General features: G+C 63.8%; 22 protein-coding genes and 1 pseudogene. 11 read left to right on the forward strand and 12 right to left on the reverse strand.

Features of this window, described 5'->3' with window-relative positions; all coding sequences use genetic code 11:
• The first annotated feature begins 1 nt into the window (after nucleotide 1).
• The 5 genes from HHL14_RS26770 to HHL14_RS26790 are packed head-to-tail and all read left to right on the forward strand — an operon-like array spanning nucleotide 2 to nucleotide 6,722.
• Nucleotides 2-1,333 carry a glycosyltransferase gene (locus HHL14_RS26770; RefSeq protein ID WP_169500605.1) on the forward strand — a complete coding sequence of 444 codons (1,332 nt, stop codon included), beginning with the start codon at nucleotides 2-4 and terminating at the stop codon, nucleotides 1,331-1,333.
• Nucleotides 1,330-2,943 (forward strand): DHA2 family efflux MFS transporter permease subunit, encoded by a 1,614-nt coding sequence (locus HHL14_RS26775; protein ID WP_169500606.1) that lies wholly within the window; start codon nucleotides 1,330-1,332, stop codon nucleotides 2,941-2,943. Before HHL14_RS26770 ends, HHL14_RS26775 begins: the two co-directional genes overlap by 4 nt.
• A gap of 9 nt (nucleotides 2,944-2,952) precedes the next feature.
• The gene (locus tag HHL14_RS26780) at nucleotides 2,953-3,939 is read left to right on the forward strand and encodes a glycosyltransferase family 2 protein (RefSeq protein WP_169500607.1); all 987 of its coding nucleotides are present in this window, start codon (nucleotides 2,953-2,955) and stop codon (nucleotides 3,937-3,939) included.
• An 11-nt stretch (nucleotides 3,940-3,950) separates the two neighbouring features.
• Nucleotides 3,951-5,483, forward strand: a complete 1,533-nt coding sequence (locus HHL14_RS26785; protein ID WP_407945311.1) for an efflux transporter outer membrane subunit — start codon at nucleotides 3,951-3,953, stop codon at nucleotides 5,481-5,483.
• On the forward strand, nucleotides 5,484-6,722 hold the full coding sequence (locus HHL14_RS26790; RefSeq protein WP_169500609.1) for an efflux RND transporter periplasmic adaptor subunit: 1,239 nt from the start codon (nucleotides 5,484-5,486) through the stop codon (nucleotides 6,720-6,722).
• Here HHL14_RS26790 and HHL14_RS26795 read toward each other — a convergent pair.
• Complete coding sequence (locus HHL14_RS26795; protein ID WP_169500610.1) at nucleotides 6,716-7,033, reverse strand: hypothetical protein; 318 nt, start codon at nucleotides 7,031-7,033, stop codon at nucleotides 6,716-6,718. The two genes, HHL14_RS26790 and HHL14_RS26795, sit on opposite strands and share 7 nt — an antisense overlap.
• Before the next feature lie 216 nt (nucleotides 7,034-7,249).
• Between HHL14_RS26795 and HHL14_RS26800 the strand changes: the two genes are divergently transcribed.
• From HHL14_RS26800 to HHL14_RS26815, 4 genes and pseudogenes are all read left to right on the forward strand, one after another.
• Complete coding sequence (locus HHL14_RS26800) at nucleotides 7,250-7,663, forward strand: hypothetical protein (RefSeq protein WP_169500611.1); 414 nt, start codon at nucleotides 7,250-7,252, stop codon at nucleotides 7,661-7,663.
• A gap of 13 nt (nucleotides 7,664-7,676) precedes the next feature.
• Complete coding sequence (locus HHL14_RS26805; RefSeq protein WP_230413217.1) at nucleotides 7,677-8,330, forward strand: M35 family metallo-endopeptidase; 654 nt, start codon at nucleotides 7,677-7,679, stop codon at nucleotides 8,328-8,330.
• Between the two features lie 32 nt (nucleotides 8,331-8,362).
• Nucleotides 8,363-8,773: a hypothetical protein gene (locus tag HHL14_RS26810; protein WP_169500612.1), complete on the forward strand. Its 411-nt coding sequence runs from the start codon at nucleotides 8,363-8,365 to the stop codon at nucleotides 8,771-8,773.
• A 149-nt stretch (nucleotides 8,774-8,922) separates the two neighbouring features.
• A pseudogene (locus HHL14_RS26815) lies at nucleotides 8,923-9,084 on the forward strand (HlyD family secretion protein); the annotation flags it as partial.
• 66 nt (nucleotides 9,085-9,150) lie between these two features.
• Here HHL14_RS26815 and HHL14_RS26820 read toward each other — a convergent pair.
• The 7 genes from HHL14_RS26820 to HHL14_RS26850 all read right to left on the reverse strand — a co-directional run bounded on the left by HHL14_RS26820 (nucleotide 9,151) and on the right by HHL14_RS26850 (nucleotide 16,771).
• A complete protein-coding gene (locus HHL14_RS26820; protein WP_407945309.1) occupies nucleotides 9,151-10,116 on the reverse strand; it encodes a hypothetical protein in 966 nt (321 codons plus the stop codon).
• A complete protein-coding gene (locus HHL14_RS26825; RefSeq protein WP_169500614.1) occupies nucleotides 10,110-10,907 on the reverse strand; it encodes a MetQ/NlpA family lipoprotein in 798 nt (265 codons plus the stop codon). Before HHL14_RS26825 ends, HHL14_RS26820 begins: the two co-directional genes overlap by 7 nt.
• The gene (locus tag HHL14_RS26830) at nucleotides 10,904-11,998 is read right to left on the reverse strand and encodes a formylglycine-generating enzyme family protein (protein WP_169500615.1); all 1,095 of its coding nucleotides are present in this window, start codon (nucleotides 11,996-11,998) and stop codon (nucleotides 10,904-10,906) included. The genes HHL14_RS26825 and HHL14_RS26830 overlap by 4 nt, the downstream gene beginning before the upstream one ends.
• 7 nt (nucleotides 11,999-12,005) lie before the next feature.
• The gene (locus HHL14_RS26835) at nucleotides 12,006-13,985 is read right to left on the reverse strand and encodes an arylsulfatase (RefSeq protein ID WP_169500616.1); all 1,980 of its coding nucleotides are present in this window, start codon (nucleotides 13,983-13,985) and stop codon (nucleotides 12,006-12,008) included.
• 129 nt (nucleotides 13,986-14,114) lie between these two features.
• Nucleotides 14,115-14,657, reverse strand: coding sequence for a hypothetical protein (locus HHL14_RS26840; RefSeq protein ID WP_169500617.1), 543 nt, complete (start codon nucleotides 14,655-14,657; stop codon nucleotides 14,115-14,117).
• Nucleotides 14,658-14,708: 51 nt separating this feature from the next.
• Nucleotides 14,709-15,356, reverse strand: coding sequence for a response regulator (locus tag HHL14_RS26845; protein WP_169500618.1), 648 nt, complete (start codon nucleotides 15,354-15,356; stop codon nucleotides 14,709-14,711).
• The gene (locus HHL14_RS26850; protein WP_169500619.1) at nucleotides 15,353-16,771 is read right to left on the reverse strand and encodes a cache domain-containing protein; all 1,419 of its coding nucleotides are present in this window, start codon (nucleotides 16,769-16,771) and stop codon (nucleotides 15,353-15,355) included. Before HHL14_RS26850 ends, HHL14_RS26845 begins: the two co-directional genes overlap by 4 nt.
• Nucleotides 16,772-17,048: 277 nt before the next feature.
• On the opposite strand from HHL14_RS26850, the gene HHL14_RS26855 reads away from it, so the two are divergent.
• Together HHL14_RS26855 and mctP are read left to right on the forward strand one after the other, a co-directional pair.
• Complete coding sequence (locus HHL14_RS26855) at nucleotides 17,049-17,246, forward strand: DUF3311 domain-containing protein (protein ID WP_169500620.1); 198 nt, start codon at nucleotides 17,049-17,051, stop codon at nucleotides 17,244-17,246.
• The gene (mctP, locus tag HHL14_RS26860; RefSeq protein ID WP_169500621.1) at nucleotides 17,243-18,724 is read left to right on the forward strand and encodes a monocarboxylate uptake permease MctP; all 1,482 of its coding nucleotides are present in this window, start codon (nucleotides 17,243-17,245) and stop codon (nucleotides 18,722-18,724) included. Before HHL14_RS26855 ends, mctP begins: the two co-directional genes overlap by 4 nt.
• 118 nt (nucleotides 18,725-18,842) lie before the next feature.
• Here mctP and HHL14_RS26865 read toward each other — a convergent pair whose 3' ends face one another.
• The 4 genes from HHL14_RS26865 to ctlX form a co-directional block, all read right to left on the reverse strand.
• Entirely contained in the window at nucleotides 18,843-19,526 is a 684-nt protein-coding gene (locus HHL14_RS26865; protein WP_169500622.1) for a Fe2+-dependent dioxygenase, read from the reverse strand.
• The gene (locus tag HHL14_RS26870) at nucleotides 19,523-20,341 is read right to left on the reverse strand and encodes a tetratricopeptide repeat protein (protein ID WP_169500623.1); all 819 of its coding nucleotides are present in this window, start codon (nucleotides 20,339-20,341) and stop codon (nucleotides 19,523-19,525) included. The genes HHL14_RS26865 and HHL14_RS26870 overlap by 4 nt, the downstream gene beginning before the upstream one ends.
• Nucleotides 20,341-22,590 (reverse strand): TonB-dependent receptor, encoded by a 2,250-nt coding sequence (locus tag HHL14_RS26875; protein WP_169500624.1) that lies wholly within the window; start codon nucleotides 22,588-22,590, stop codon nucleotides 20,341-20,343. The genes HHL14_RS26870 and HHL14_RS26875 overlap by 1 nt, the downstream gene beginning before the upstream one ends.
• A 421-nt stretch (nucleotides 22,591-23,011) precedes the next feature.
• Entirely contained in the window at nucleotides 23,012-23,956 is a 945-nt protein-coding gene (gene ctlX / locus HHL14_RS26880) for a citrulline utilization hydrolase CtlX (protein WP_169500625.1), read from the reverse strand.
• Nucleotides 23,957-23,977: the final 21 nt, after the last annotated feature.

Genomic DNA, 23,977 nt, shown 5'->3' on the forward strand with positions numbered 1-23,977 from the left:
CATGACGAGAATCGTCATTACCGCGATCGGCTCGGCGGGCGACGTTCATCCGCTGCTCGGCATTGGCGCGGCGCTGGCGTCGCGCGGGCACGAGATCGTGTTCTGCAGCCATCCGCCGTTCGAGGCCGCCGCGCTGAGACAGGGTTTCGCGTTCGAAGCGATCGGCACCGCCGACGAATACGCCGCCGCGATGGCGAACCCGGCGCTATGGAATCCGCGCACGTCGTTTCGCACCTTGTGGGCGGTGATCGCGCCCACATTGCGGCCGCATTTCGACACGCTCGCCGCGCTGACCACTGCCGACACCGTGCTGGTCGGCAGCCTGTGGGCGTTTTCCGCGCGGCTGATGCAGGAGCTGCATGGCGTGCCGCTCGTGTCGGTGCAGGTGTCTCCGTCGACGCTGCTGTCCGCGCATGCGCCGCCCACGCATCCGCGCCTGACAATTCCGCGCTGGTTGCCGCTCGGCGTGAAGACCGGCGTGATGCGTTTGATCGAGCGTCAGGTGCTCGACAAGGTGTGCGGTCCCGAGCTCAATACGTTGCGCACGGAACTGGGTTTGCCGACAGCCACGCGCATTTTCGGAAAATGGCTGCATTCGACCGATGGCGTGCTGTGCCTGTTTCCCGACTGGTTTGCGCAGCCCCAGCCGGATTGGCCCGAACCGCATCGGATGAGCGGCTTTCCGTTGTTCAACGAAGCGCAGCCGCAGGAAGCCGACCCGCAACTCGAAGCGTTTCTCGCGTCCGGCGAGCGGCCCGTCGTGTTCACGGCCGGTTCCACGCTGACCGACCATGCACGTTACGCGCAAACGGTGCGCGCGGTGCTGCGCGATAGCGGGCTGCGCGGCATTCTGTTGACGCCGGACGCGCACGTGCCAACAGCGGAGCCAACAAAGTCATCAGATGAGAACATCGCGCTGCTCACGCGCCGCTATGTCCCGATGCGCACGCTGCTGCCGCGTTGTCGCGCGCTCGTGCATCACGGCGGCATCGGCACGGCGGCGCTCGCGTACGCTGCGGGGATTCCGCAAGTCGTGACGCCGTTCGCGCACGATCAGTTCGACAACGCGCAGCGTATCGCCGCGAGCGGTTGCGGGGTTCGACTCGATGCGCCGCTGCACGCGCAAGCCTTGACGCGCGCGTTGAAGCAGGTGCTCGCATCGCCGTCGATCGCGACGCAGTGCGGTCGCATGCAGGACCGGCTGGCGACCGCGCCCGACGGTTGCGATGCCGCGGCGCGCTATATCGAGAGCTTCATGGGTGGCCCCGCGCGTGCGGCGGCAGGTGGCCGCGCACCGTCGCTGGTGCTGGTCGCGGGCGGGCACGGCGCATGAGCGCGACGACGCCTTTGCCCGACAACGCGCACGCGCCAAAGGACGACGCGCGTGTCGCCGCATCGTTAGCTACGAACGACAGCATGCGGGGCGTGCGCCTCGCGTTGCTGACTTTCGCGCTGTCGCTCGCGACGTTTATCGAGGTGCTCGACTCGACCGTGACGAACGTCGCGGTGCCGGCGATCTCCGGCAGCCTCGGCGTATCGAATAGCCAGGGCACGTGGGTCATCAGTTCGTACTCGGTCGCTGCGGCGATCGCGGTGCCGTTGACCGGTTGGCTCGCGCAGCGACTCGGCGAAACGCGGCTCTTTCTCGCCGCCGTGATCCTGTTCACGTCGACGTCGCTGCTCTGCGGGATGTCGCACGACTTCCATCTGCTGGTGGTGTGCCGCGCGTTGCAGGGGCTCTTTTCCGGGCCGATGGTGCCGCTCTCGCAGACCATTCTATTGCGCAGTTTTCCGCCTGAACGCCGCGTCGTCGCACTCGCTTTGTGGGCGATGACCGTGTTGCTCGCACCGATTTTCGGGCCGGTCGTCGGCGGCTGGATCATCGACAACTTCTCGTGGCCATGGATCTTCCTGATCAATCTGCCGATCGGGATCTTTGCGTTCTCCGTCTGCACGTCGCTGCTGCGCTGTGACGAACCCGCAGCGCACGAGGCAGGCAACGCCACCTCACGCGTCGATCTGCTGGGTATCGCGCTGCTGGTGCTCGGCGTGGGCTCGCTGCAGATCGTGCTCGATCTCGGTCATGAGCATGGCTGGTTCGACTCGCCGCTGATCCTGACATTGTCGATCGTCGCCGCATTGTCGATCGTGTCGCTGCTGATCTGGGAAGCGGGCGAGTCGCATCCGGTGATCGATCTGAGCCTGTTTCGCGATCGCACGTTTTCGTTCTGTGTGCTGATCATCTCGCTCGGCATGATGAGCTTCTCGGTTGTCGGCGTGGTGTTCCCGCTGTGGTTGCAAGCCGTGATGGGTTACACCGCCTATCACGCGGGACTGGCGACCGCGCCGCTCGGCATTCTCGCGCTGGTGTTCTCGATACTGGTCGGCATCTACGCGCCACGTTTCGACGCACGCGTGCTCGCGACCTTCGGCTTTCTGGTGTTCGCGGCCGTGCTGTGGTGGAACGCGCACTTCACGCTGACCATGACCTTCGTGCAGATCATCACGCCCGGGCTGATCCAGGGCATCGGCCTGCCGTGCTTTTTCATTCCGCTGACCGCCGCGACGCTGTCGCGCGTGCCCGATCACAAGCTCGCCGCCGCATCGAGTCTGTCGAACTTCCTGCGCACGTTGTCGGCCGCGTTCGGCACCGCGATGAGCGTTACGTTGTGGGACAACCGCGCGCTGTTTCACTACGACGTGATCGCGCAGTCGGTGACGAAATCGTCGGGCAATACCCAGCAGTTCGTGCAGAAGCTGCACGGCTTCGGCATCGACGGCGCGCGCGAGGTCACGAGCCTGCATCACATCGTGCAGCAGCAGGCTTACATGATGGCGACCGGCGACATGTTCTACATGGCGAGCCTTACCTGTCTCGCGCTCGCGGCGATGATGTGGCTGACCAGCCCGAAGCGCGGCGCGGCCATGACGATCGGTCACTAGGAGATCACGATGACGACTCTCGCCGCGCTGGTCGTGCTGTTTCATCCGAGCGATACGCAACTCGCGCGCGCAGTGCAGATGCGCGCGAGTTGCGACCGTCTGCTCGTGGTCGACAACTCGCCGCAGCCCGATCCGCGTGCCGCTCAGGTGTGCGGCGACGCGGGCATCGCGCTGCTGCATCACGGCAATCGCCATGGTATTGCCGGCGCATTCAATAGCGGGCTGCTGCGTCTGTATGGCGATGGCGCCGACGCGGTCGCGCTGTTCGATCAGGATTCGACCGCGCCGGCTGGCTATTTCGACACGATGCGCGAGCAGTGCGCGCTGCTGGAGCACCGGCCGTTTCTGATGGGCCCGCGTATCTTCGACGAAAACGACCAACGCTTTCTACCGGAACTGATGACGAGCGGCCTCGCGGTCAAGCGGCTGTCGCTGAATGCCGACGATCCGCCGCAACGCTGCGCGTTTCTGATTTCGTCGGGCTGCGTGATCTCCCGCGATGCGTTCGCGCAACTCGGCCGCTTCGACGAAGCGCTGTTTATCGATCACGTCGATACCGAGTACTGCCTGCGCGCATTGCTGCGCAACGTGCCGGTGTATGTCGTGCCGTCGCTCGTGCTCCTGCATCGGATCGGCTCGCGGCGCCGCCACCGCTTCGGCGGTTTCGAACTGACGACGATGAATCATCCCGGCTTTCGCCGCTATTACAGCGCGCGCAACGCGATGCAACTCGCGCTGCAATATGGACCGCGCGTGCCGGTCGCGTTCGTGCCGAACCTGTTGACGCTGTGGCAGATCGCGCAGATCGTGCTCGCCGAACAGGACAAGCTCGCGAAACTGCAGGCGATCGCGCTCGGGGTGATCGATGGACTATTCCGCCGCATGGGGCCGCTCGAACACACCCGGCCTCGGCTTGCCGCGAAAGCGGCGCGCGCACAGGCAGCGAAGGCCGCTGCGGCAAGCCCGCCCGCCACGCCACATCCGCATCATTCATGAAGCTATCCACCATGCGATTTCTCACGCGACATGCGTTGCAGCTGATCGTCATCTCGGCGGCACTGACCGGCTGCGTCAGCGATGCCGGTCTGCATGCGCGCGTCGAACCGCTGCAACCCACCGCCGACACGCTCGCGACCACCGTCGGCCCCGATGCGAACGGCGCATGGCCCGCGCCCGATTGGGTCAAGCGCTATGGCGATCCGCAGCTCGATCGACTGGTGGCCGAGACGTTGCAGCACAACCCCGATCTGCAGATCGCGAAGGCGCGGGTCGGTGCCGCGCAAGCGCAGCTCGAACAGTTTGCTTCGTTATCCGGATTGAACGGCACGGCGCTCGCGTCGGTGAACAAGGCCCGCTTGCCGCAGCCGGATAACGTCGCGAACGTGTCGGTCGCCGGTCAGCAGTTTCCGGTGCAGTTGTTCGACGATCCGGTCGTGTCGCCGTCCGCACTGATGGCGGGGCTCAGCTATCAGCTCGATCTGTGGGGCAAGAATGCGGCGTTGACGCGCAGCCTGCTGTCGTCGCGCGACGCGGCGCGTATCGATGCCGAACAGGCGCGCCTCACGCTGACGGTTGCACTGGTCACGATGTATTGCGAACTCGACCGCGCGTTTGCGCAGCAGGCGATCCTGCAGCAAAAGCAGCAGTCGGCGCAGCAGATCGACGCGGTCCTGCGCGAGCGCAGCGCGCGCGGCATCGACAACGCCTACGACGCGGCCGACGCCGCGCTCAAGCGCAGCCGTCTCACGTCGCAGCAGGCGCTCAATGAAGAGCGCATCCAGCTCGCCGAACTGCAGATCGGTGTGCTCAGCGGGCGCGGTCCGGAGCGCGGCCTCGCGCTGCATCGTCCGCAACTGGCGGCGACCGCCGATGCGCCGCTGCCCGCGCAATTGCCGGTGGATCTGATGGGCCGCCGGCCCGACATCGTCGCCGCGCGTTTGCGCGCTGAAGCGGCGCTCAGCCATGTCGACGCCACGCGCGCGCAGTTCTATCCCGACGTGAATCTCGCGGCGTTCGCGGGCCTCACCGCGCTGACGCCGGCCGCGCTGTTTTCGCGCGCGGCCTTGACCGGCTCGGTGGGCCCGGCGATTTCGCTGCCGATCTTCGATCGCACCCGCCTGCGCGCGCAGCTGCATGGCGACTATGCAAGTGTCGACGCGGCGGTGGGCCTCTACAACAAGACCGTCGACGAAGCGCTCGGCGACGTCGCGCGTCAACTGACTTCGTTGCGCACGGTCGAGCGTCTGTCGGACGAACAGAACCGCGCGGTCGATTCGGCCACGCGCATCGTCGCGATTGCGCGCGAGCGGCATCGACGCGGCATCGGCATGCAGAAGGACGTGATGCTCGCCGACCTGTCGCTGCTCGACGAACGCGCGCAGCAGGCTGATCTGCAAGGCCGCCGCATGCTGTTGCAGGTCGCGCTGATCGGCGCGCTCGGCGGCGGCTTCGACGAACACAAGCTGGACGGTGCGCCGATCGTGCATGCGCCGACCACGCTTTTCTCCCACGCACGCCTCATGGATTCGCACTTCGACTGAATGCACAACGATAAACAGGCACAGCAGGCGGCCGGCTGGACCCAGGACCAGGGCCACACGCCGCGCGCGGAGGACGATGCCGCGCTACACGCGAAGCGCGCGACACGGCGGCGGCGTTTTGCGATTTTCCTCGGCGTGGCCGCGCTCGCCGGCGTCGCGTGGCTCGGCTACTGGAGCTTCAGCGCGCGCTTCTTCGAGGAGACCGACGACGCATACGTGGCCGGCAATATCGTGCAGATCGCCGCGCAGATTCCGGGCACCGTCACCGATATTCTCGTCGACAACACGCGCCAGGTGCGCGCCGGTCAGCCGCTCGTCAAACTCGACGATGCGGAAGCGTCGGCCGCGTTCGCGCAGGCGCGCGCGCAGCTGACCTCGGCGGTGCGGCAGGTCGCGAATGCAACGATCTCGCGCAAGCTGTACGTGCAGTCGATCGACGCGCGCCGCGCCGAACTCGCGCTCGCGCAACGCGCATTGGCCGCGCGCGATCATGCGTCGGTCGAAGTGGTGTCGCCGGAAGAACTGGCGCGCGCGAAGGAAGCGGTTGCGGTCGCGCAGGCGAATCTCGCGTCCGCGCAGGTGCAGCTCGATGCAGCGCGCGCGCTCGGCGGCAAGTCGTCGATCGAAACGAGTCCGCCGGTGTTGCAGGCGGCCGCGCAATTGCGGCTCGCGTACCGGAACCTGCAACGCACGACGGTGATCGCGCCGATCGACGGCACGGTCGGACAGAAGTCGGTGCAGGTCGGTCAGCAGGTCGGGCCAGGCGTTACGCTGATGTCGATCGTTCCGCTCGAGCGGCTGTGGGTCGAAGCGAACTTCAAGGAAGGGCAGATTCGCAACATGCGGGTCGGTCAGCCGGTGAAGCTCGTGTCGGATGTATACGGCTCGCAGGTCGTGTATCACGGGCGCGTGGAAGGATTTTCGGCGGGCACAGGTAGCGCGTTTTCGATGCTGCCGTCGCAGAACGCCGCTGGCAACTGGATCAAGGTCGTGCAGCGGGTGCCGATCGTGATTTCGCTGGAGGCGGCCGAGCTTGCCGCGCATCCGCTGCGGCTCGGGTTGTCGATGCAGGCGTCGGTGGATACGCATGAGCGCGGCGGGCATCTGATCGGCAACGATACGTCGGTGAGCGCGCTGAGCACCCGCGTGCACGACGACGTGTCGCGCAATGCGGATGCGTTGATCGACAGGATCGTGCGGGAAAATAGCGAGCGCGTTGGCGCGGCGGCGGATCAGTGAGCGGGGTTGGCTGCGGGGCTGGCCAGGTACGCTTCGACTTCGGGGCGAGAGGGGAAAGCGTCGCGGTCGGCCTCGACGTTCGCTGCTTCGACTAGCCGCGTCCTCGCATGCAGATACGCGTTGGCGAAACCGCGCAACTGCTGTGTGACCGGACGATCGTCGAGGCGTCGTCGCGTGAGGGCCTGCGCGATGCTCACGGGCAGACAACCAGCTTCGCAAAAATCACGGCAATGGCGCTCGCCGTTGCGCGCGGCGACGTAGCCGAACGGGACCGCGCTGCCCCTGCCGTTGTTTATCGCGCCGTCGCTCACGTCCCACTCAACCTGAAGATCTGTCAGCACGGCCGTATGCCCTGACAACGGGTTACGCCGAGTGAGTAGTAAGGCGAGAAATCACTTCGCGCTTCGAATAATCAGACGACTATGTAAATAGTTGTCAAAGTCGGATTATCCCGATTTAAAGTGTTTGACCGTGACCGCTCCGATGGTTAATTTCCCACATATCACCAGAAAAAATTAAGGAGTCCCATGGAGAGATTGAAACAGGAAAGCAGTGGGGCGAACTATTCGATCCAGGAAGAGTGCCTGCTTTGTCGCACTACCTATTCGATCTATTCCAACTTTTCGCCGATGCCGTCGGCACAAGCCTTGAACGTCGAAACCGGCGAGTTCTTTCCGTTTGACCGGGTGCGCTCGCTGCCAACCGGTTACGCGATGGCCGAAGCCCTGGGTTACGCATGGGCGTGCAGTTGTCGCGGACGCGCACAGAAGCGTTTCGATGAACAGTTCAGACTGAAAGACCACAGCGGGCGCGCGCTCGCAAACGTCCGTTACCGGATCGACACAGGCGACGGAAAGTTTATTACCGGCACCACGGATGCGGCAGGAAGGACGCTGCGTGTACGGAGCCACGCTGCGGCGGGTCTGAAAATTTACATCTAAGGAGCGGTCTGGAATGGATGGCTTTCGCGACAAAAATAAATACGGGCTTCAGGTCAAGGAAAATGAAGAGTGGTTCCTGGTTCATTCGGGGGCAGTGACTAATACAAATCCAGGGTCAATGGTCGATGTCACGATCAACACGGACAAGATATGCCCGAATATGTCAAACAAAGATTTTCGCGACATGATTCTGAAGCATCGAGACCGTGCTGTTGGTTATGTTGAGATTCGTTTAAAGGACTTGGCACGCTGGTCCGCATCGGATCAGGAACGGGTACGAGCATGGTTTGGCTATTGCGACGAGTCAGCAAGAAGCCGCCTGGTGAGTGGCCTAACATCAATTGCTCGCGTGTTACGAGGACTGACCGGTGAGAATTTCGTCCGATGGGAACCTGAGACGGCAAGATACCTGGGATGCGTACCTAACCCCGTAAAATCCGGTGTAGTTGCCGAAGTATGCGCGCCAGACACCAGAACGCACACGATCGCCATTCAACTGGATTTTTGTTCAATGCGTGATTTCTCATGGGACAAGGATTCAGTTGTTTCTACGCTCATTCATGAGGTAAGTCATTTTCAGGACACCATGGGAACCAAGGATTGGAAATACTTCATGGATGAGTGCCTTTCGTGGGGGGGGGACAAACCCCGAACAGGCCATCAATAACGCTGATAGCATCGCAGGATATGTTATCTACAATGCGTAAACTCTATGTCATCCTTTTGGTCCTGATGTCGGGGCATGTTTTCGCATGTATGCCTGGAGAGAATTTCGATATTTACTTTCCACCAAATAGCGCGATTATTCCCACTGATGAAATTTTACGGCTTGCCAACTGGGTAGTCGATCAAAAGATTACCTATGCAAATCATAAGACTAAAGAAACAATGCTGGTAAGCGGGCATGCCGAGGAAAACGAACAGAATCCGGCGCAGTTAGCCCAGGCTCGCCTGGCAGCGGGTAAGGCAATGCTAGATCAACTTGGCTTCTTGCGTGGAACGTTAAAGACAAGTTCACGCATCTACTCGAAGAACGATGTTGAAAACGGACGGCGAGTTGAAATATCGTTTGAGCCGGATTGTCCTAACAAGTGTTGTACGGGGCAGTAGCGCTTGTCTTCGATGTGCGTTAAGGCGTGACTGAGTCAATTCCACTATGTAAGGATAGCCTCGTTTTGGCGGACCTTTTCATTGGTGTGACCAGAACAATTACAGCGACAAGACATGCGCCGCTCACGCTTCCATCATCGGGCGGCGATTATGGGCCGCAAGTCGTATATCACGGGCGCGTGGAGGGATTTTCGGCGGGCACGGGTAGCGCGTTTTCGATGCTGCCGTCGCAGAACGCGGCCGGCAACTGGATCAAGGTCGTGCAACGGGTGCCGATCGTGATTTCGCTGGAACCGGCCGAGCTTGCCGCGCAATGCGGATGCGTTGATCGACAGGATCGTGCGGGAAAATAGCGAGCGCGTTGGCGCGGCGGTGGATCAGTGAGCGGGGTTGCCTGCGGGACTGGCTAGATACGCTTCGACTTCGGGGCGAGAGGGGAAAGCATCGCGGTCGGCCTCGACATTCGCTGCTTCGACCAACCGCGTCCTCGCATGCCGATACGCGTTGGCGAAACCGCGCAACTGCTGTGTAACCGGACGATCGTCGAGGCGTCGTCGCGTGAGGGCCTGCGCAATGCTGCGTTCGATCAGTGCGAGCTGACTGTCGACATAGTCGATGCATAGCGTGCGGCAAAGCGTCGAAGCCGCCGCGACCGTCAGCAGCGCGGGCACCAGCGAGATCGTCAGAAAGCCGCCGGCGGGAATGCGCGCGAGCGCGGCGGGCGAGTCGAACAGATCCGCGCGCAACGCATCGAACACGGCTTGTGCCCACACCGCGCGTTCCTGTTCGAGTGCGCGACGACGGCGCGTGAGCGCCGCTTGCGCTTTTACGTCAGCAATGCAGCCTTCGTCCACCAGCAACGTCGCGTCGGCACGCGGACCTTCCTGAATGCATGCGCTGCCGACGTAGACGGCGCTCTGACTGCGTTCCGCCAATACTAGGTGCTGCAAACGATCCGGCACGAGCGGATCGAGCGGTACGACTTCACACGTGAGTGGCTTGCCGTGAAGATGGATCGCGCAGCGTCCGTCATCGGCGAGAGCAGGGCAGCGCGCGAGCGATGGATAGTCGTAACCTTGCGCGACGATGCTGAAGGTCTCGCCCGCGCGGTACAGCAACGCATCGGCGATCTCTTCGAATGCCGCGCAATCGGCCTCATCGAGCACCGCTTCATGCCGGCCGACGCGCACGCGTTCGCCGGGCCGCCGTCGCGGGACTCGCCCGATCGCAATGCAGCCGATAAACCGGTCGCGATGACGGAACAATTCCGCGAGCGTCATCGACGGCGGGCTGTTGCAGCATTGGCCGCACGCGGAGCACGAAAATGAAAACGTCTTCACCACGGCCGGCGCACCGAGTCCTGATAGCGCGTGAGGATGAAGTGCGCGACATCGCTCGAGTGATAGGCGGTAATCAGCTGCCCGACCCACGCGTTGCCGCGATCGCTGTCGCGCACCGTCAGCACGTTCGCGTACGGCGCCCGTGCATCTTCGAGACTGAGACTGTCGCGCGCCGGATGGAGACCCGCGCGCGCGGCGCTGTCGCTATCGATTACCGCAAACGCGACGCTGTTCAGCGTGTCGTACAAACGCGCGCGCGGCACCGCGCGAATCTTCAGACCGAGCCGGTTGCTGGTGATGTCGGCGAGCGTCGCGTGCAGGCCGGCGCTGTCCCTGAACGTCAGCAGCGTTTCGTTCTGCAGCAAAATCAGCGCGCGGGCGATGCCGTCGCGATCGTCGGGAATCGCAATCGTCGCGCCGCGCTGCAATTGCGCGAGATTGGTCAGCTTGCGCGAATACAGCGCGACCGGAAACGTGACGGTCGTCGCCACGCTCGTCAGCGCATAGCCGTGCCGCTGGCGTTGCGCGTCGAGCGCGGGTTTGCTTTCGAAGCTCGCCACGTCGATCTGCTTCGCCGCGAGCGCGGCGTCGATGCGCGAGGTGTGATCGAATACGACGACGTCGAGCGCAAGGCCCTCGCTCGCGGCGACGCGGCGCACCTCGTTCATGATCTCGGCTTGCGCGCCGGGTGTGACGCCGACTTTGATGGTGTGCGGCGCGGCCTGACATACAGCGGCCAGCAACGCGAGACTTAACCCGAGCCCAGCAAACCGTGCACCGTGATGTCGTTTCATGACGCATCCCTCAGAACGGTGCGAAAGCCGATGTGCGACGCAGGCAAGTCCGCTTCCTGCTGTTCGCGCGACGCCGCGCGATACCGGACGCAATAGTCGCGCGAGCACAGGAACGAGCCGCCCTTGATGACCATCGGCGTATCGTGCCGATGACCGAGCGGCGCGACGGCCGACGTATCGCCGTTCGTATGCGACTGATGCGGGCCGGCATAGACGTCCCGCGTCCATTGCCACGCATTGCCGATCATGTCGTAGAGCCTGAAATCGTTCGCCGCATAGCAGCCGACCGGCGAAAGTCCAGCGTGACCGTCCTCGGCGGTGTCGAGCACCGGAAACACGCCCTGCCAGTAGTTCGCGCTCGGCTTGCCGTGCGCGTCGCGCGGCGCGGTGTCGAGATCCGCGCCGTCGCGGCCGGCCTTGCCCGCGTATTCCCATTCGGCCTCGGTCGGCAGATCGCGGCCGAGCCAATGTGCGTAGGCGAAGGCGTCGGCCTGCGTGACCAGCGTCACAGGCTGGTTCATGCGTCCGTCGAGCGTGCTGCCGGGGCCGCGCGGATGATTCCACGCGGCGCCCTTGACCCAGCTCCACCACGCGAGATCGCGAGCGTTCATTTCTTCGCGCGTCGGCGTATGGAACACGACGGCGCCGCCCTGGCGCTCGGCATCGCTGATATAACCGGTGGCTTTCACGAACGCCGCGAATTGCGCATTCGTGACGTCGGTCTGATCGATCCAGAAGCCGGCGACGCGGGTCTTGCCGTCGCCGGCCGGACGTTCGTCTTCGTAGCCGAGCTTGCTGCCGAACACGAACTCGCCGCCATGCAGATGCACCATGCCGGCTTGCGGATCGTCACGCCAGCGCGCGGGCAAACCGGAGTAACGCGCGCATTGCTGCTCTGAGCCGAGCGCGGCGAGCGGGCGCGAGCGGTTCAGTGCGTCGAACGCGCTTTGCTTGCCGCCGCCGAACGCCGACGATGCAGCCGATTCCACCGCGAACGCAGCCGCAAATGCAGCGGCAAACGCGGCGACCGCGATCGCGGCATAAGTGCCGTACGGCACCGTGCCGCCGTTGAGCCTGAATGGAAGCTTCATCGCACGCTCAATAGTAACCGCGCGGACGCAATGGCTCGACGCCGCCGACGCTCGTCATGTAGTTGTTCCACTGCTGCACGAGGCCGTCGATGATCGACGGGTTTTGTGTGGACACGTCCTGCGTTTCGCCGCGATCGGCGCTCATGTCGTACAGCTGCCAGTGTCCGTCGACAGGGCCGAGCGGCGGCTCGGTCCACAGCGCCTTCCAGCGGCCGTCGGCGCTGCGCAGATAACCGCGCCCATATGCTTCGTCGCCGAACGACGCGGTGTGCACGGCCGTCGTGCTCTGATCGTTCAGCAGCGGCAACAGCGATTGACCGGTGACCGGATACACGTAGCGGTTGTTGTAGACCACCTTGCCCTTGTTCTGATCGACGCCGGTCAGCGTGTTGATCAGTGCGGGCGCGGGCGTGGTGGGCGGCGCGATCTGCGCGACCGCGAGGAACGTCGCGGTGTTGTCGGTCACGTGCGTAAATTCGCGCAGCGTCGGCTTCTGCGAGGTTTGCCCCGGCAGATGCACGATCAACGGCGTCGACACGCCGCCTTCACCCGAATAGCCCTTGGTCAGGCGGAACGGCGTCGCGCTGACTTCGGCCCAGCGCAAGCCGTACTGCAGGCGCTGCGCATTCTGCTTGCCGTTGTCGGTGCCGAGTTGCGAATAGGTCGGCTCGGTCGCGTTCGCGGTGTCGGTTGCGGTCGGGTCCGCGCCGGAATCGATCGGCCAGCCTTCGGCGCCGTTATCCGACTGGAACATGATGAAGGTGTTGTCGTATTCGCCGATATCCTTTAGATGCTGGATCAGCAGGCCGATGTTGTGATCGAGGTTTTCGACCATGCCCGCGTAGATTTCCATGTAGCGCGCCTGCGCTTTCTTCTCGGCGGGCGAGAGGCTGTCCCACTTCTTGTTCACGTAGCCGGGACCGTAGTCGGTGTAGCCTTGCGTGGCGCTATGCACGGCGCTCACGTATTTCGCGTTGACGGTGCCGTTGTTCGCGGTGGCCGGACTCGCGGCCAGCGTTTCCGACGCGCCGCCATACGGTACGAAGTCCTGAGGAATGATGCCGAGCGCTTTCTGCCGTGCGATGCGCGCGTCGCGGATCGCATCGTAGCCGGCATCGTATTTACCGACGTAATTGTGCAGATAGGGATCGGGCACCTGCAGCGGCCAATGCGGCGATGTATAGGCCGCGTACGCGAAGAACGGCTTGCCGTCGCCCTTGTTCGAATCGATGTACGAGATCAGCCGCTGCGTGTAGAAGTCGGTCGAATAGAACACCGCGGGGCTGCCGCCGGTGCCGCCGGGTTGGCCAGGCTGACCCGGCTGCACGTACTTGCCGTCTTCCGTGTAGTTCTGCGAGCCGGCCAGTTCGTGCGCGAAGTGATTGGTCGCGGCGCCGCCGAGCAGCGCATAGCTGTGCTCGAAGCCCCATTGGTCCGGTGTCTGTCCGCCGCCCGTCGTGCTGCCGACGATGCCCGAGCCGATGTGCCACTTGCCGGCCATATAGGTGTGATAGCCGCCGTCTTTCAGCAACTGCGCGACCGACAGCGCGCGGTCGTTCAGATAGCCTTCGTAGCCTGGTAGTCCTTTGCGTTCGTCGGTCGGCACGCCCATCGTGCCTTCGCCGACCAGATGGTGGTCGGTGCCGGAGATCAGCATCGAGCGCGTGATCGCGCAGACGGTGCCGGTGTGATGGTTCGTCAGGATGCGGCCCGATTGCACGAGCGCATCGAGATTGGGCGTGTTGATTTCGCCGCCGAACGCGTGAATGTCGGAATAGCCGAGATCGTCGGCCATGATGTACAGGATGTTCGGGCGCTTCTGGCTAACGGCCGGCGTGGAAGCGGGCGCGGCCGTGGCGGTCTGCGCGGCGGCGGGCGGATGGTCGTCGCCGCACGCAGCGAGCGTGACGAGGCTCGCGACAGCGGCGCCGATCAGCGCAAGACGAAAAGTGGGAATCTCGGGGCGGCGTGCTCGATGCGTTGTCATTGTTGTGCGAACCGTTGGATTGGGTCGCCGATGTTAGCAACGACATCGGCGAGGCCAAAAGAACGATTTCTGCGTTGCTATCGACGTTTGTCGATATAGCCTGCCATGCACACCATGTCCGCCGCGACCTCAATTGCCCGGTTCGCGCACCGGCTTGTCAGGATTCGCCTGGGTCCGGTACGGCAGTTGCGCGGCATGCGGATCGCTAACCGTGTTGTCGATCACGCGCTCGACGTCCGCCGTTTTCGCGAGCTCGGAGAGAAACGTCTTCCTGTCGAAGCCGGGCGCGACGCAGCCTTCCACGTAGATAAAGCGGCGTTGCAGCGTGAGCCAGAGCGTCGTCTGTTCGCGCCAGTGGGTCGCGACGTTCAGGTTCGCGAGTCGGCGTTGCACGCTGTCGGCGATTTCCGTGTCGTACAGGTATGCATTCGGCAGCCGGCAGCGGCCTTCGATCCAGCAGCTATTGCCGCGTTCGATCCGGTAATGGCTGTCGTCGAGCCATTCCTTGTCGGTCTCGAACGGGCCGAGCGGAGTCGGGCAGTCGGCGATCGCGTGCGAAATCGGCATGAACGGATCGTGGCCGCGATTGACGCGCGCCGGCTCGGCGTGCGCGTGCAGTGTGCCCATGCAGAGCAGCCAGGCGGCGAGACGGAGTGGGGAAAAGCGTTTCATGCCGAAGCCGCTCCACAGGTTGAACCGCGCTTCGCACCGCTGTGCGAAGGTTTAGCGGCGCGTGCGCCGATACTCGACCGCGAACTTGATCAACTCCGCCTGACCTTCGATATCGAGCTTGCGCTTCAGATTCAGGCGATGTGTCTCCACGGTCCGCACCGACAGATCGTTGCGCTGCGCGATCTGCTTGCTCGACAGACCGTCGGCGAGTGCATCGAGAATATCGCGTTCGCGCGGTGTCAAACGTTCGACCGGCGATTGCGTCGCCGACGCCTGAATCAGCCGTGCGCTCAGTTCCGCGCTGAAATACGTCTTGCCGTCGAGCACCGCGCCGATCGCCTGGATGATGTCGAGCGCCGGCGAATCCTTCAGCACGTAACCGCTCGCGCCCGCGCGCACCGCCTGAGTCACGTATTCGAGGTTGTCGTGCATCGACAGCATCAGCACACGGATCGCCGGAAAGCGCTCATGAAACAGATTCGCGAGCGCGATGCCGTTCATCCCGTTCATGCCGATGTCCATCAGCGCGAGATGCGGCGTTTGCTGTTCGGCGAGCGCGAGGGCTTCCTGCGCGTTGCCGGCTTCGCCGACCACTTCGAAATGACGCACCGCTTCGAGGCGCGCGCGCAAACCGTCGCGTACCAGCGGGTGATCGTCGACGAGCAGCAGCCGCGCGACGGAGGGAGTGGGGTGATTCATGACTGGGCTTCCTGCAGGGATGCGACGGCGGTTTCGGCAGTGCCACGCAGCGGCACGCGCGCGGTGACGACGGTATGGCCCGCTTGCGAACTCAGCGACAGCGTGCCGCCGAGCGCTTCGAGCCGCTCGCGCATGTTGCGCAGACCGATGCCCGCGCGACGGCCGACGAACGCCTCGCTCACGTCGAAGCCGCGGCCGTTGTCGGAGATCGTCAGCGTGACGGCGTCGTGCGAGACGTCGAGCGCGAGCGCCGCGCTCGACGCCTGCGCATGCCGCACGATGTTCGTCAGTGCTTCCTGGGCGATGCGAAACAGCACGGTGTTGACCGCATCGGGCAACGTCGCCGCATGCGTGTGCGCGATCTGCGTGAAGCCGATCCTGATGCCGGATTCGGTGCCGAGTTCGCGCGTTAGTTGTTCGAGCGCGGCGGCGACGCCGAGGTCGTCGAGCATCGACGGACGCAGCGCGTGAGAAATGCGCCGCACTTCGCGTAGCGTGTCGCCGAGCCGCGTGAGACCGGTGGACAGCGCGGCTTCCGCGGCCGGTTCGCGCGCGTCGCCGCGTTCGAGCCGCGCGAGCGCCGATTCGAGCAGCAGTTTCACCGACACCATCATCTGGCTGATGCCGTCGTGCAACTCACGCGAGAGCCGCGCGCGTTCGTGTTCCTGCGACTCGACCACCTGCCGCGCGAGCCGCTTCAGTTTCGCGTCGGCGCTGCGATATTCGGTGACGTTTAGCACCAGCGCGCACAGCGCGATCACCGCGAGGCCGGCCAGCGCGATCGCGTCGATCCACTTCACCGTGCGATCGATATTGGCGGCGGCCTCGGCGTCGATATGCGCGAGCGCCGTGTCGACGTCGTCGAGATAGATGCCGGTGCCGAGCATCCAGCCCCAGCGTTCGAGCGGCACCACGTAGCCGAGTTTCGACGCGATCTTGCCGGTCGACGGCCGGTGCCACTGGTAGCGCACGTAGCCGCCGCCGTGCGCGGCGGTGGCGAGTAGCTGCTGGATCGTCGGTACGCCCTGGCTGTCGCGCAGCGACCAGAGGTCGTGGCCGACCAGTTCGGGTTCGCGCGGATGCATCAGCGCGCGGCCGTGCAGGTCGTAGACGAAGAAGTAGCCGTCCTTGCCGAAATCCATTTTCTCGAGCACGTCGAGCGCGCGCAGGCGCAGCAATGCGTCGTCGCGGGCATTGTCGCGGCCGGCTTCGTAGAGCGGCGCGATCGCGCTCGTTGCAAGCTCGACGTAATGTTTGAGTTCGAGCTGCTTGCTCGCCATATACGCGGCCTGGGTGGTCGCGTGCTGCCGTTCGGCGAGCGCCGTGGCTTCGCGGCGCACGCCTATTTCGATGCTGGCGATCGCCGCCAGAAAAGGCACGATCGCGAGCAGCACAATCTTTGCTTTGAGTTTCATCGTCGGAAAAGCGGCCGGTGGGCTGCGTAGTCGGGCTGCGTAGTATTACGTAGAGGGCATACGTAGTTGCGCGCTTGTGGGCGCGCTCGTGAAGGCGAATACTACATGCCCGCGGCATACCCCGCTTCGCGGGGCTTGGCGCGCGTGTTCGTCGTGGCGATTTTTTCTCACGACGCCCGCTGTTCCCGCGTTTTTCGCCTGAGCCCAGGCAACCGGACCATCGCATGCCGGCCGCGAGCCGCGACGCGCGATGTCGATAATAGACAAGGAGATGTTCGTGGAGACCTCCCCCTCCGCCGGCCGTTCGTGGCGCTGGCTGATTCTGCTGATTCCGTATATCGCGCTGCTGTGGCTGCCGTTCTATAACGACACGCATCCGTCGCTCGCGGGCTTTCCGTTCTTCTACTGGTATCAGTTTCTGTGGGTGCCGTTGACCTCGCTGCTGATTTACATCGTGTATCGAGGTATCAAATGAACGAACTGAATCCTGTCAACCCGGTCGCGATGTCGGTCTTCATCGCGTTCTTCGTACTCGTGACCGTGATCGGCTTTTTCGCGGCACGCTGGAAACGCGGCGATCTCACGCAACTGCATGAGTGGGGCCTGGGCGGCCGTCAATTCGGCACGATCATTTCGTGGTTTCTCGTCGGTGGCGATTTCTACACGGCTTACACGGTGATCGCGGTGCCGGCGCTGGTCTATTCGGTCGGCGCGTATGGCTTCTTCGCGCTGCCGTACACGATCATCGTTTATCCGTTCGTGTTCGCGGTGATGCCGAAACTGTGGAAAGTCGCGCACGCGAAAAACCACATCACCGCGGCCGACTACGTGCACGGCGAATACGGCGGCAAGTGGTTTCCGGCGGCCGTCGCGCTGACCGGGATCGTCGCGACAATGCCGTACATCGCGCTGCAACTGGTCGGCATGCAGGTCGTGATCAAGGGGCTCGGCGTGACCGGCGAACTGCCGTTGATCGTCGCGTTCGTGATTCTCGCGCTGTACACGTATGCGAGCGGCCTGCGCGCGCCGGCGATGATCGCGTTCGTCAAGGACATCATGATCTATATCGTCGTGATCGCGGCGGTGTGGCTGATTCCGGTGAAGCTCGGCGGCTACGGTCACGTGTTCGACATGGCCGACGCGCACTTCCAGGCGAAGGGCGGCGCGACCGGCATTCTGCTGAAGCCGACGCAATACACCGCGTTCGCATCGCTCGCGCTCGGCTCGGCGCTCGCCGCGTTCATGTATCCGCATACGATGACGGCGGTGCTGTCGTCGGCGTCGCAGAAGACGGTGCGCAAGAACGCGATCTTCCTGCCGGCCTATACGGTGCTGCTTGGCCTGATCGCGCTGCTCGGCTATATGGCGATCGCCGCGGGCGTGAACGTGAAGTCGGCTAGCGATGTGGTGCCCGCGCTGTTCGGCACGCTGTTCCCGTCGTGGTTCGTCGGTTTCGCGGCCGCCGCGATTGCGATCAGCGCGCTGGTGCCGGCCGCGATCATGTCGATCGGTGCGGCGAATCTGTTCACGCGCAATCTGTGGCGTCCGCTGGTGTCGCCGAACATCACGCCGCAAGCGGAAGCGGCCAATGCGAAGATCGTTTCGCTGGTCGTCAAGTTCGGCGCGCTGCTGTTCATCGTGTTCCTGCCGACGCAGTACGCGATCGATCTGCAACTGCTCGGCGGCGTGTGGATTCTGCAGATTTTCCCGGCCATCGTGTTCTCGCTGTACACGCGCCGGCTCAATACGCCGGGCCTGTTCCTCGGCTGGCTGGTCGGTATCGTGCTCGGCACGGGTCTCGCGATTTCGCAAGGACTCAAGCCGGTGTATGGGCTGCATTTCGGCCACGAGAACTATCCGCTGTATATCGGGCTGATCGCGCTGGTCGCGAATATCATCGTGAGCTTTGCGGTGTCGGCGGTGTCGCCGCGACGGGCTGTGGTGACGGCTTGATCGAAGGCGGGTTGCCTGCATAAAGAAACGCCGCGAAGCGCTTGCTTCGCGGCGTTTCTGTTTGTTGCGGTGGTTTGTGCCGCGGTTCGCGTAGTGGTGGCGTGCAGGGGAGGGCCGCTCAGGCATCGGCCCAGCGACGTAGCAGATTGTGATAGATCCCGGTGAGACTCACGACCGTAGCGTCGTTCGAACCGCGTTCCGCCGCGAGCGTCTGCACGTCGTTGTCGAGCTGGAATAGCGTCGTGCGTTGGCCGTCGTCGCGCACCATGCTCTGAATCCAGAAGACCGACGCAACCCGTACGCCACGCGTAACCGGACTCACGTGATGCAGGCTCGAAGCAGGGTAGAGCACCATGTCGCCCGCCGGCAGTTTCGCGCGATGCACGCCGTAAGTATCTTCGATGCAGAGTTCGCCGCCGTCGTACGTGTCGGGCTCGGCGAGAAAGAGCGTCGCGGACAGGTCGCTGCGAATCCGGAAGTCCGTGCCGCGCAGTTGGCGAATCGCGTTGTCGACGTGGGTGCGGAAGCCGTCGCCGCCCGCATAGCGGTTAAACAGCGGCGGGAACACTTTCAGCGGCAGCGCGGCGGAAAAGAAGCGCGCGTTGCGGCCGAGCGCGTCCTGAATCGCATCGCCGATCGCACGCGCGGCCGGCGATCCTTCGGGCAGTTGCTGATTGCGCTTGGCCTGCGCGGCTTGCTGACCGGACGTCGCATTGCCGTCGACCCATTGCGCCGCGTCGAGCACGTCGCGGCATTGCGCGACCTGCGGTTTGCTGAGCACGGCGGGCAGATGCAGCATCATGAGTGGGATTCCTGCGTGAAATTCATCGCGGCGGCGGGGCGTGTAGCAAGCTGTTGCAGCGGCGGCGGGTTCTCGGCGAGACTGCGCTCCAGCGCCCGAAACGCGTTGACGGGCGATGCCGCCAGCCAGCCGCGCATCTTCGCTATGAATGCGGCGGTCGCCGTGCGCGGCACCCTCTGCAGCCATTGCAGCGCTTCACCAATCTCGCCGCGCTCCGCGAGCAGTCGCGCGTAATTGAACTGGCCACGAAAATCGCCGCCTTCGGCCGCACGCCGGTAATAGCCGAGCGCAACCTCCGCATCGGCTTCGACGCTCCAGCCATCCTCGTAAAAGCTGCCGATAAAGTTCAGCGATTTCGCGTGCCCGAGGTCGGCCGCGCGCCGGAACCACACCAGCGCTTCCGCACGATCGCACTCGATACCGTTGCCGAGCGCGAGCGCCGACGCGTAGTTGTACATGCCCCAGTCGAGCCCGGCGCGCGCGGCGAGCCGATACCAGTAGACCGCGACCGGTGCGCAAGGGGCGGTGCCCCAGCCATGCTCATAGCAGCGGCCGAGCATGTTCATCGCCATCGGATGATCGCGGCGCGCCGCGTGTCGGAACCAGACGAACGCCGCGTCGACGTCGCGCTCGGTGCCGTGCCCGTCGAGCAGATACTGGCCGTACACCGCCTGCGCTTCGACGATGCCGTTATGCGCGGCCGCCGCGACCCACGCGGCCGCCCGTTCGGGCGGGCCGGCGAGAATCGCGGCGAACTCGTCGCGCGACACGTTGGCGAGCGCCTTTACGGAGACGCTCTTCGTCGCGGGTTGCATCAATAGTGCGCGTTAAGCGTCAGGAAAGCCGAGCGTCCCGGCGCGATCGACGCGTAGTGCGACGCATATGCCTGGTCGTAATACGTGCGGTTGAAAATGTTCTGCACGTTCAGCTGGAAATCGAGGTGCTTGTTCACGCGGTACGTCGCCATGCCGTCGAAGCGCCAGTACGAGGGCACCGCACGCAGATTCGCGGTATCGCCGTAGACCTGCGACATATAGAACGCGCCGCCGCCGATCGTGAACTTCGGCAGCACCTGGTAGTTGGTCCACAGGCTGATGCTGTTCTTCGGCGTATTCGGGAACTGGTTGCCGTTATCCGCGGTGGTCTTGCCGTTGTCGCGCAGTTCGCTCTTCAGATACGTGTAGCCGCCGAACACCTGCCACTTGGGAGTCAGCTGGCCGGCCACGCCGAATTCGAAACCCTGCACGCGCTTGCTGCCGACCATCGCGTAGCTGTTGTCCGGCAGCGTGACGCGCGCATTGGTGGTGTCGATCTGGAACACGGCGCCAGTCAGCGAGAGCTTGTTGTCGAGCACGTCCCACTTGGTGCCGAGTTCGATGCTGCGGTTCTTTTCCGGCGACAGGTCGGCGGCGTTCAGACCGACGCCACCACGCCCGGCCGTCAACGACTGCGTTTCGCTGCCCTGACCGAGCAGCGAGCCGGCCGGCGTCGACGAGGTCGCGATCGACGCATAGACGCTGCCGTTCGAGGCCGGCTTGAACACCAGACCGAACTGGTAGTTGAACAACGTATCGTCGCGCGATACGCGGCCCGCGCCGTTGGAGACGGTGTTGCGGAAATCGGTCGAGTAGTCGTCGACGCGCAGGCCAACGTTGGCCTGCCAGCGTCTGGTCAGCTCGATCGTATCGAACGCGTAGATCGACTTGGTGGTGGTGCGCTGCTCGCTCGGGTCGTTGGTCTGGCGGACCGAGCCGGCCCACGGATCGCCCGGATTCGGCGTCCACAGACTCGTGCAGTTATAGCCCGACGACGCGCCGATGCCGTTGGTCCGGCAGATCGCGCCGGTCGCGGCCGCCACCGTGTACGAATCGTTGACGCTGGTTTCGCGCGACAGTTCGATGCCGGTCGTGAAGCTGTGCTTCAGGAAGCCGGTCTTGAACTCGCCGAACAGCTCGGTCTGGTTCGCGAGGCTGTAGACGTTGCTCGCACGCGTATTCGCGCGGCGCCACACCATGCCATTGACGACGTTGCCCTGGCTGTCGTCGGGCTGGGTCCAGATGTAATCCTGGGTCGACTTCGTGTAGCGCGTGGTGTTGCGGATCGTCAGATCGCTGTTGATGTCGTGCTCGACGCGCACGGTGGCGACGTCCGAGGTGGTCTTGCGGAAATCGCGGTCGATCAGGCCGTAGAAGTTGTGGCGATCCACCGCCGCCGGATAGATCGTGTCGACGTTCGCCGGCTTGTTGCTCGTCGTGTAGTAGTACGGAATACCGCTATCGGGCAGGTCGTCGGTCTGCAGGTGGTAGTAGCTGGCGGTGACGCGGGTCGGCGTGCCGAGACCGTACGTGAACGACGGCGCGATGCCCCAGCGTTCGTTGTTGACCGCGTCGCGGCCGGCCACGTCGTTGTTGTGGCTCATCACGTTCAGGCGGAACGCGGCGTGATCGGCCATCTGCCAGTTGCCGTCTGCGGTAAAGCGGCGGTAGCGGTCGGTACCGAAGCCGGCGCTGCCGTCGGCGGAGTTGCCCAGATGCGGGGTTTTCGTAATCAGGTTGATGCTGCCGCCCGCGCCGCCGCGGCCGCCGAACGCGCCGTCCGAGCCCTTCGTGACTTCGATGTTCTCGATGTTGAACACTTCGCGCGTGGTTGCGCCGACGTCGCGCATGCCGTCGACGAAGGTGCTGCCCTGAGCGTCGTAGCCGCGAATGAACGGCCGGTCGCCAAGCGGGTTGCCGCCTTCGCCGGCACCGAAAGTGATGCCCGGCACGGTGCGCAGCGCCTCGGTCAGCGTCGACGCGCCGGTGCTGCGGATCAGTTCCTGCGGGATCACGGTGACCGACTTCGGCGTATCGACGAGCGGTGCGGTGAATTTCATCGAGGCGGAGTGATCGACCTTGAAGCCGTCGTCCGACTGGCCCTCCACCGTGATCGGCGCGAGCTGACCTTCGCGGTCGGGCGGCGCGGCGGTGTGGGTGCCTTGCGCGAAGGCAGGGCCGGCAGCCAGTACGCCGCACAGTGTCGTGCTGATTTTGCCGAGCTTCGGATCGTCGGACCGCAACTTCATATTCTTCCCCGTCTGGTTCAGGACGTCAGGTCGGGTGTCAGTCTCCTTACCCCGACATTCCATGTTTCTTACAAAGTGTTTGCGGGCTGCATTCTATGCAAATACTTAGTAATTGAGAAGCGTTCTCAATCAATATTTTGTGGAAAGGTGTCCGGGGCGGTTCGGGGTGTAGAGGATTTATAAGGAGAAAGGCGGGGATGGGGCGATGAATGGCACTACTTGGCAGCAAGTCGAAGAACTTGGAGAAACGTGGTTTGTGGCCAACACAAGGCAGAAATGGTACTTATCGGCGTATCTGCCGGGCCTCAGAGTCATCTGGGGCGAGGCCAGAAATGGGCAATTCGCCCACGCGGTCGCCCCGTCGGACCGAGGTTTTGTTTCTTTTCCGCTTACAGATTGCTGCGGGTGCCGCTCAGACCTCTCAAGCCTGTCTGGGCGACAGATGGATGCCCGCCAGCATGCAGCGCACCGATCCGCCAGCCATTTCGATTGTCGGCACGCGCAACGGCAGCAGTTGCGCGGAGCGTTCGATCAAATCTTTCTGGCGCGTGCTCAGACAGGATGCGGCGCGCTCGGAAAGCGCAAGTACGCGGCCATCGCGACCGGAGAGTTCGAGCGCGTTCGCGGCGAAGTTATCGATCTGTGAGGAATCCAGATCGATCACGGTGCGGCCGCTTTCCAGCAGACGTCCCCGCACTTCCGCACGGCGACGTTCATTGACGATCAGATCGAGCCCGATCAGCGCGAACTCAGTCGCGACGCTCATCATGACGTTGGTGTGGTACACCGCGCGGCCCGCCGCGTCGGCGGTCTCGAAGCACACGGGCTCGAAGTTGAAGTGCGTGCAGAACCGTTCGAGCGCCAGCGGATCCGCGCGGTACGAGCGCGCGGTGTAGGCAATGCGCGCGATGTGATCGAGCACCATCGCGCCGGTACCTTCCAGAAAGACGCCGTCGTACTCGAGTCCCGAATAGTCGATCACGTCCTGCACACGGTACTGCACCTTCAGCATGTCGATCACATCCGCTCTGCGCTCGCGTCGACGGTTCACGCAGTACATCGGATAGAGCGCGACGTGCCCGCCGGGATGCGTCGAGAACCAGTTGTTCGGGAACACCGAATCGGGCGTGTTGCGGGTGCCGTCGTCTTCGAACACATGAACGCGCACGCCGGCCGCTTCCAGCGCCGCGGCCGCGGCGGTCACTTCGTCGTGTGCCGCGGCCGCGAGCGACTGCGCTTCCCGTTCGTCGCCCGATTCGCCCGTGCGTTGAAACGCGTTGTCGGTCGCCGTCTCCGGGTTGGGGTGAAAACGATGCGGCCGGATCATCACGACGGCGGACGGTGCCTGAATCGACAGAAGGCTCATGGATTTCGATGGTGGAAGTGA

This window comes from Paraburkholderia antibiotica, from assembly GCF_012927125.1.
Classification (GTDB): domain Bacteria; phylum Pseudomonadota; class Gammaproteobacteria; order Burkholderiales; family Burkholderiaceae; genus Paraburkholderia; species Paraburkholderia antibiotica.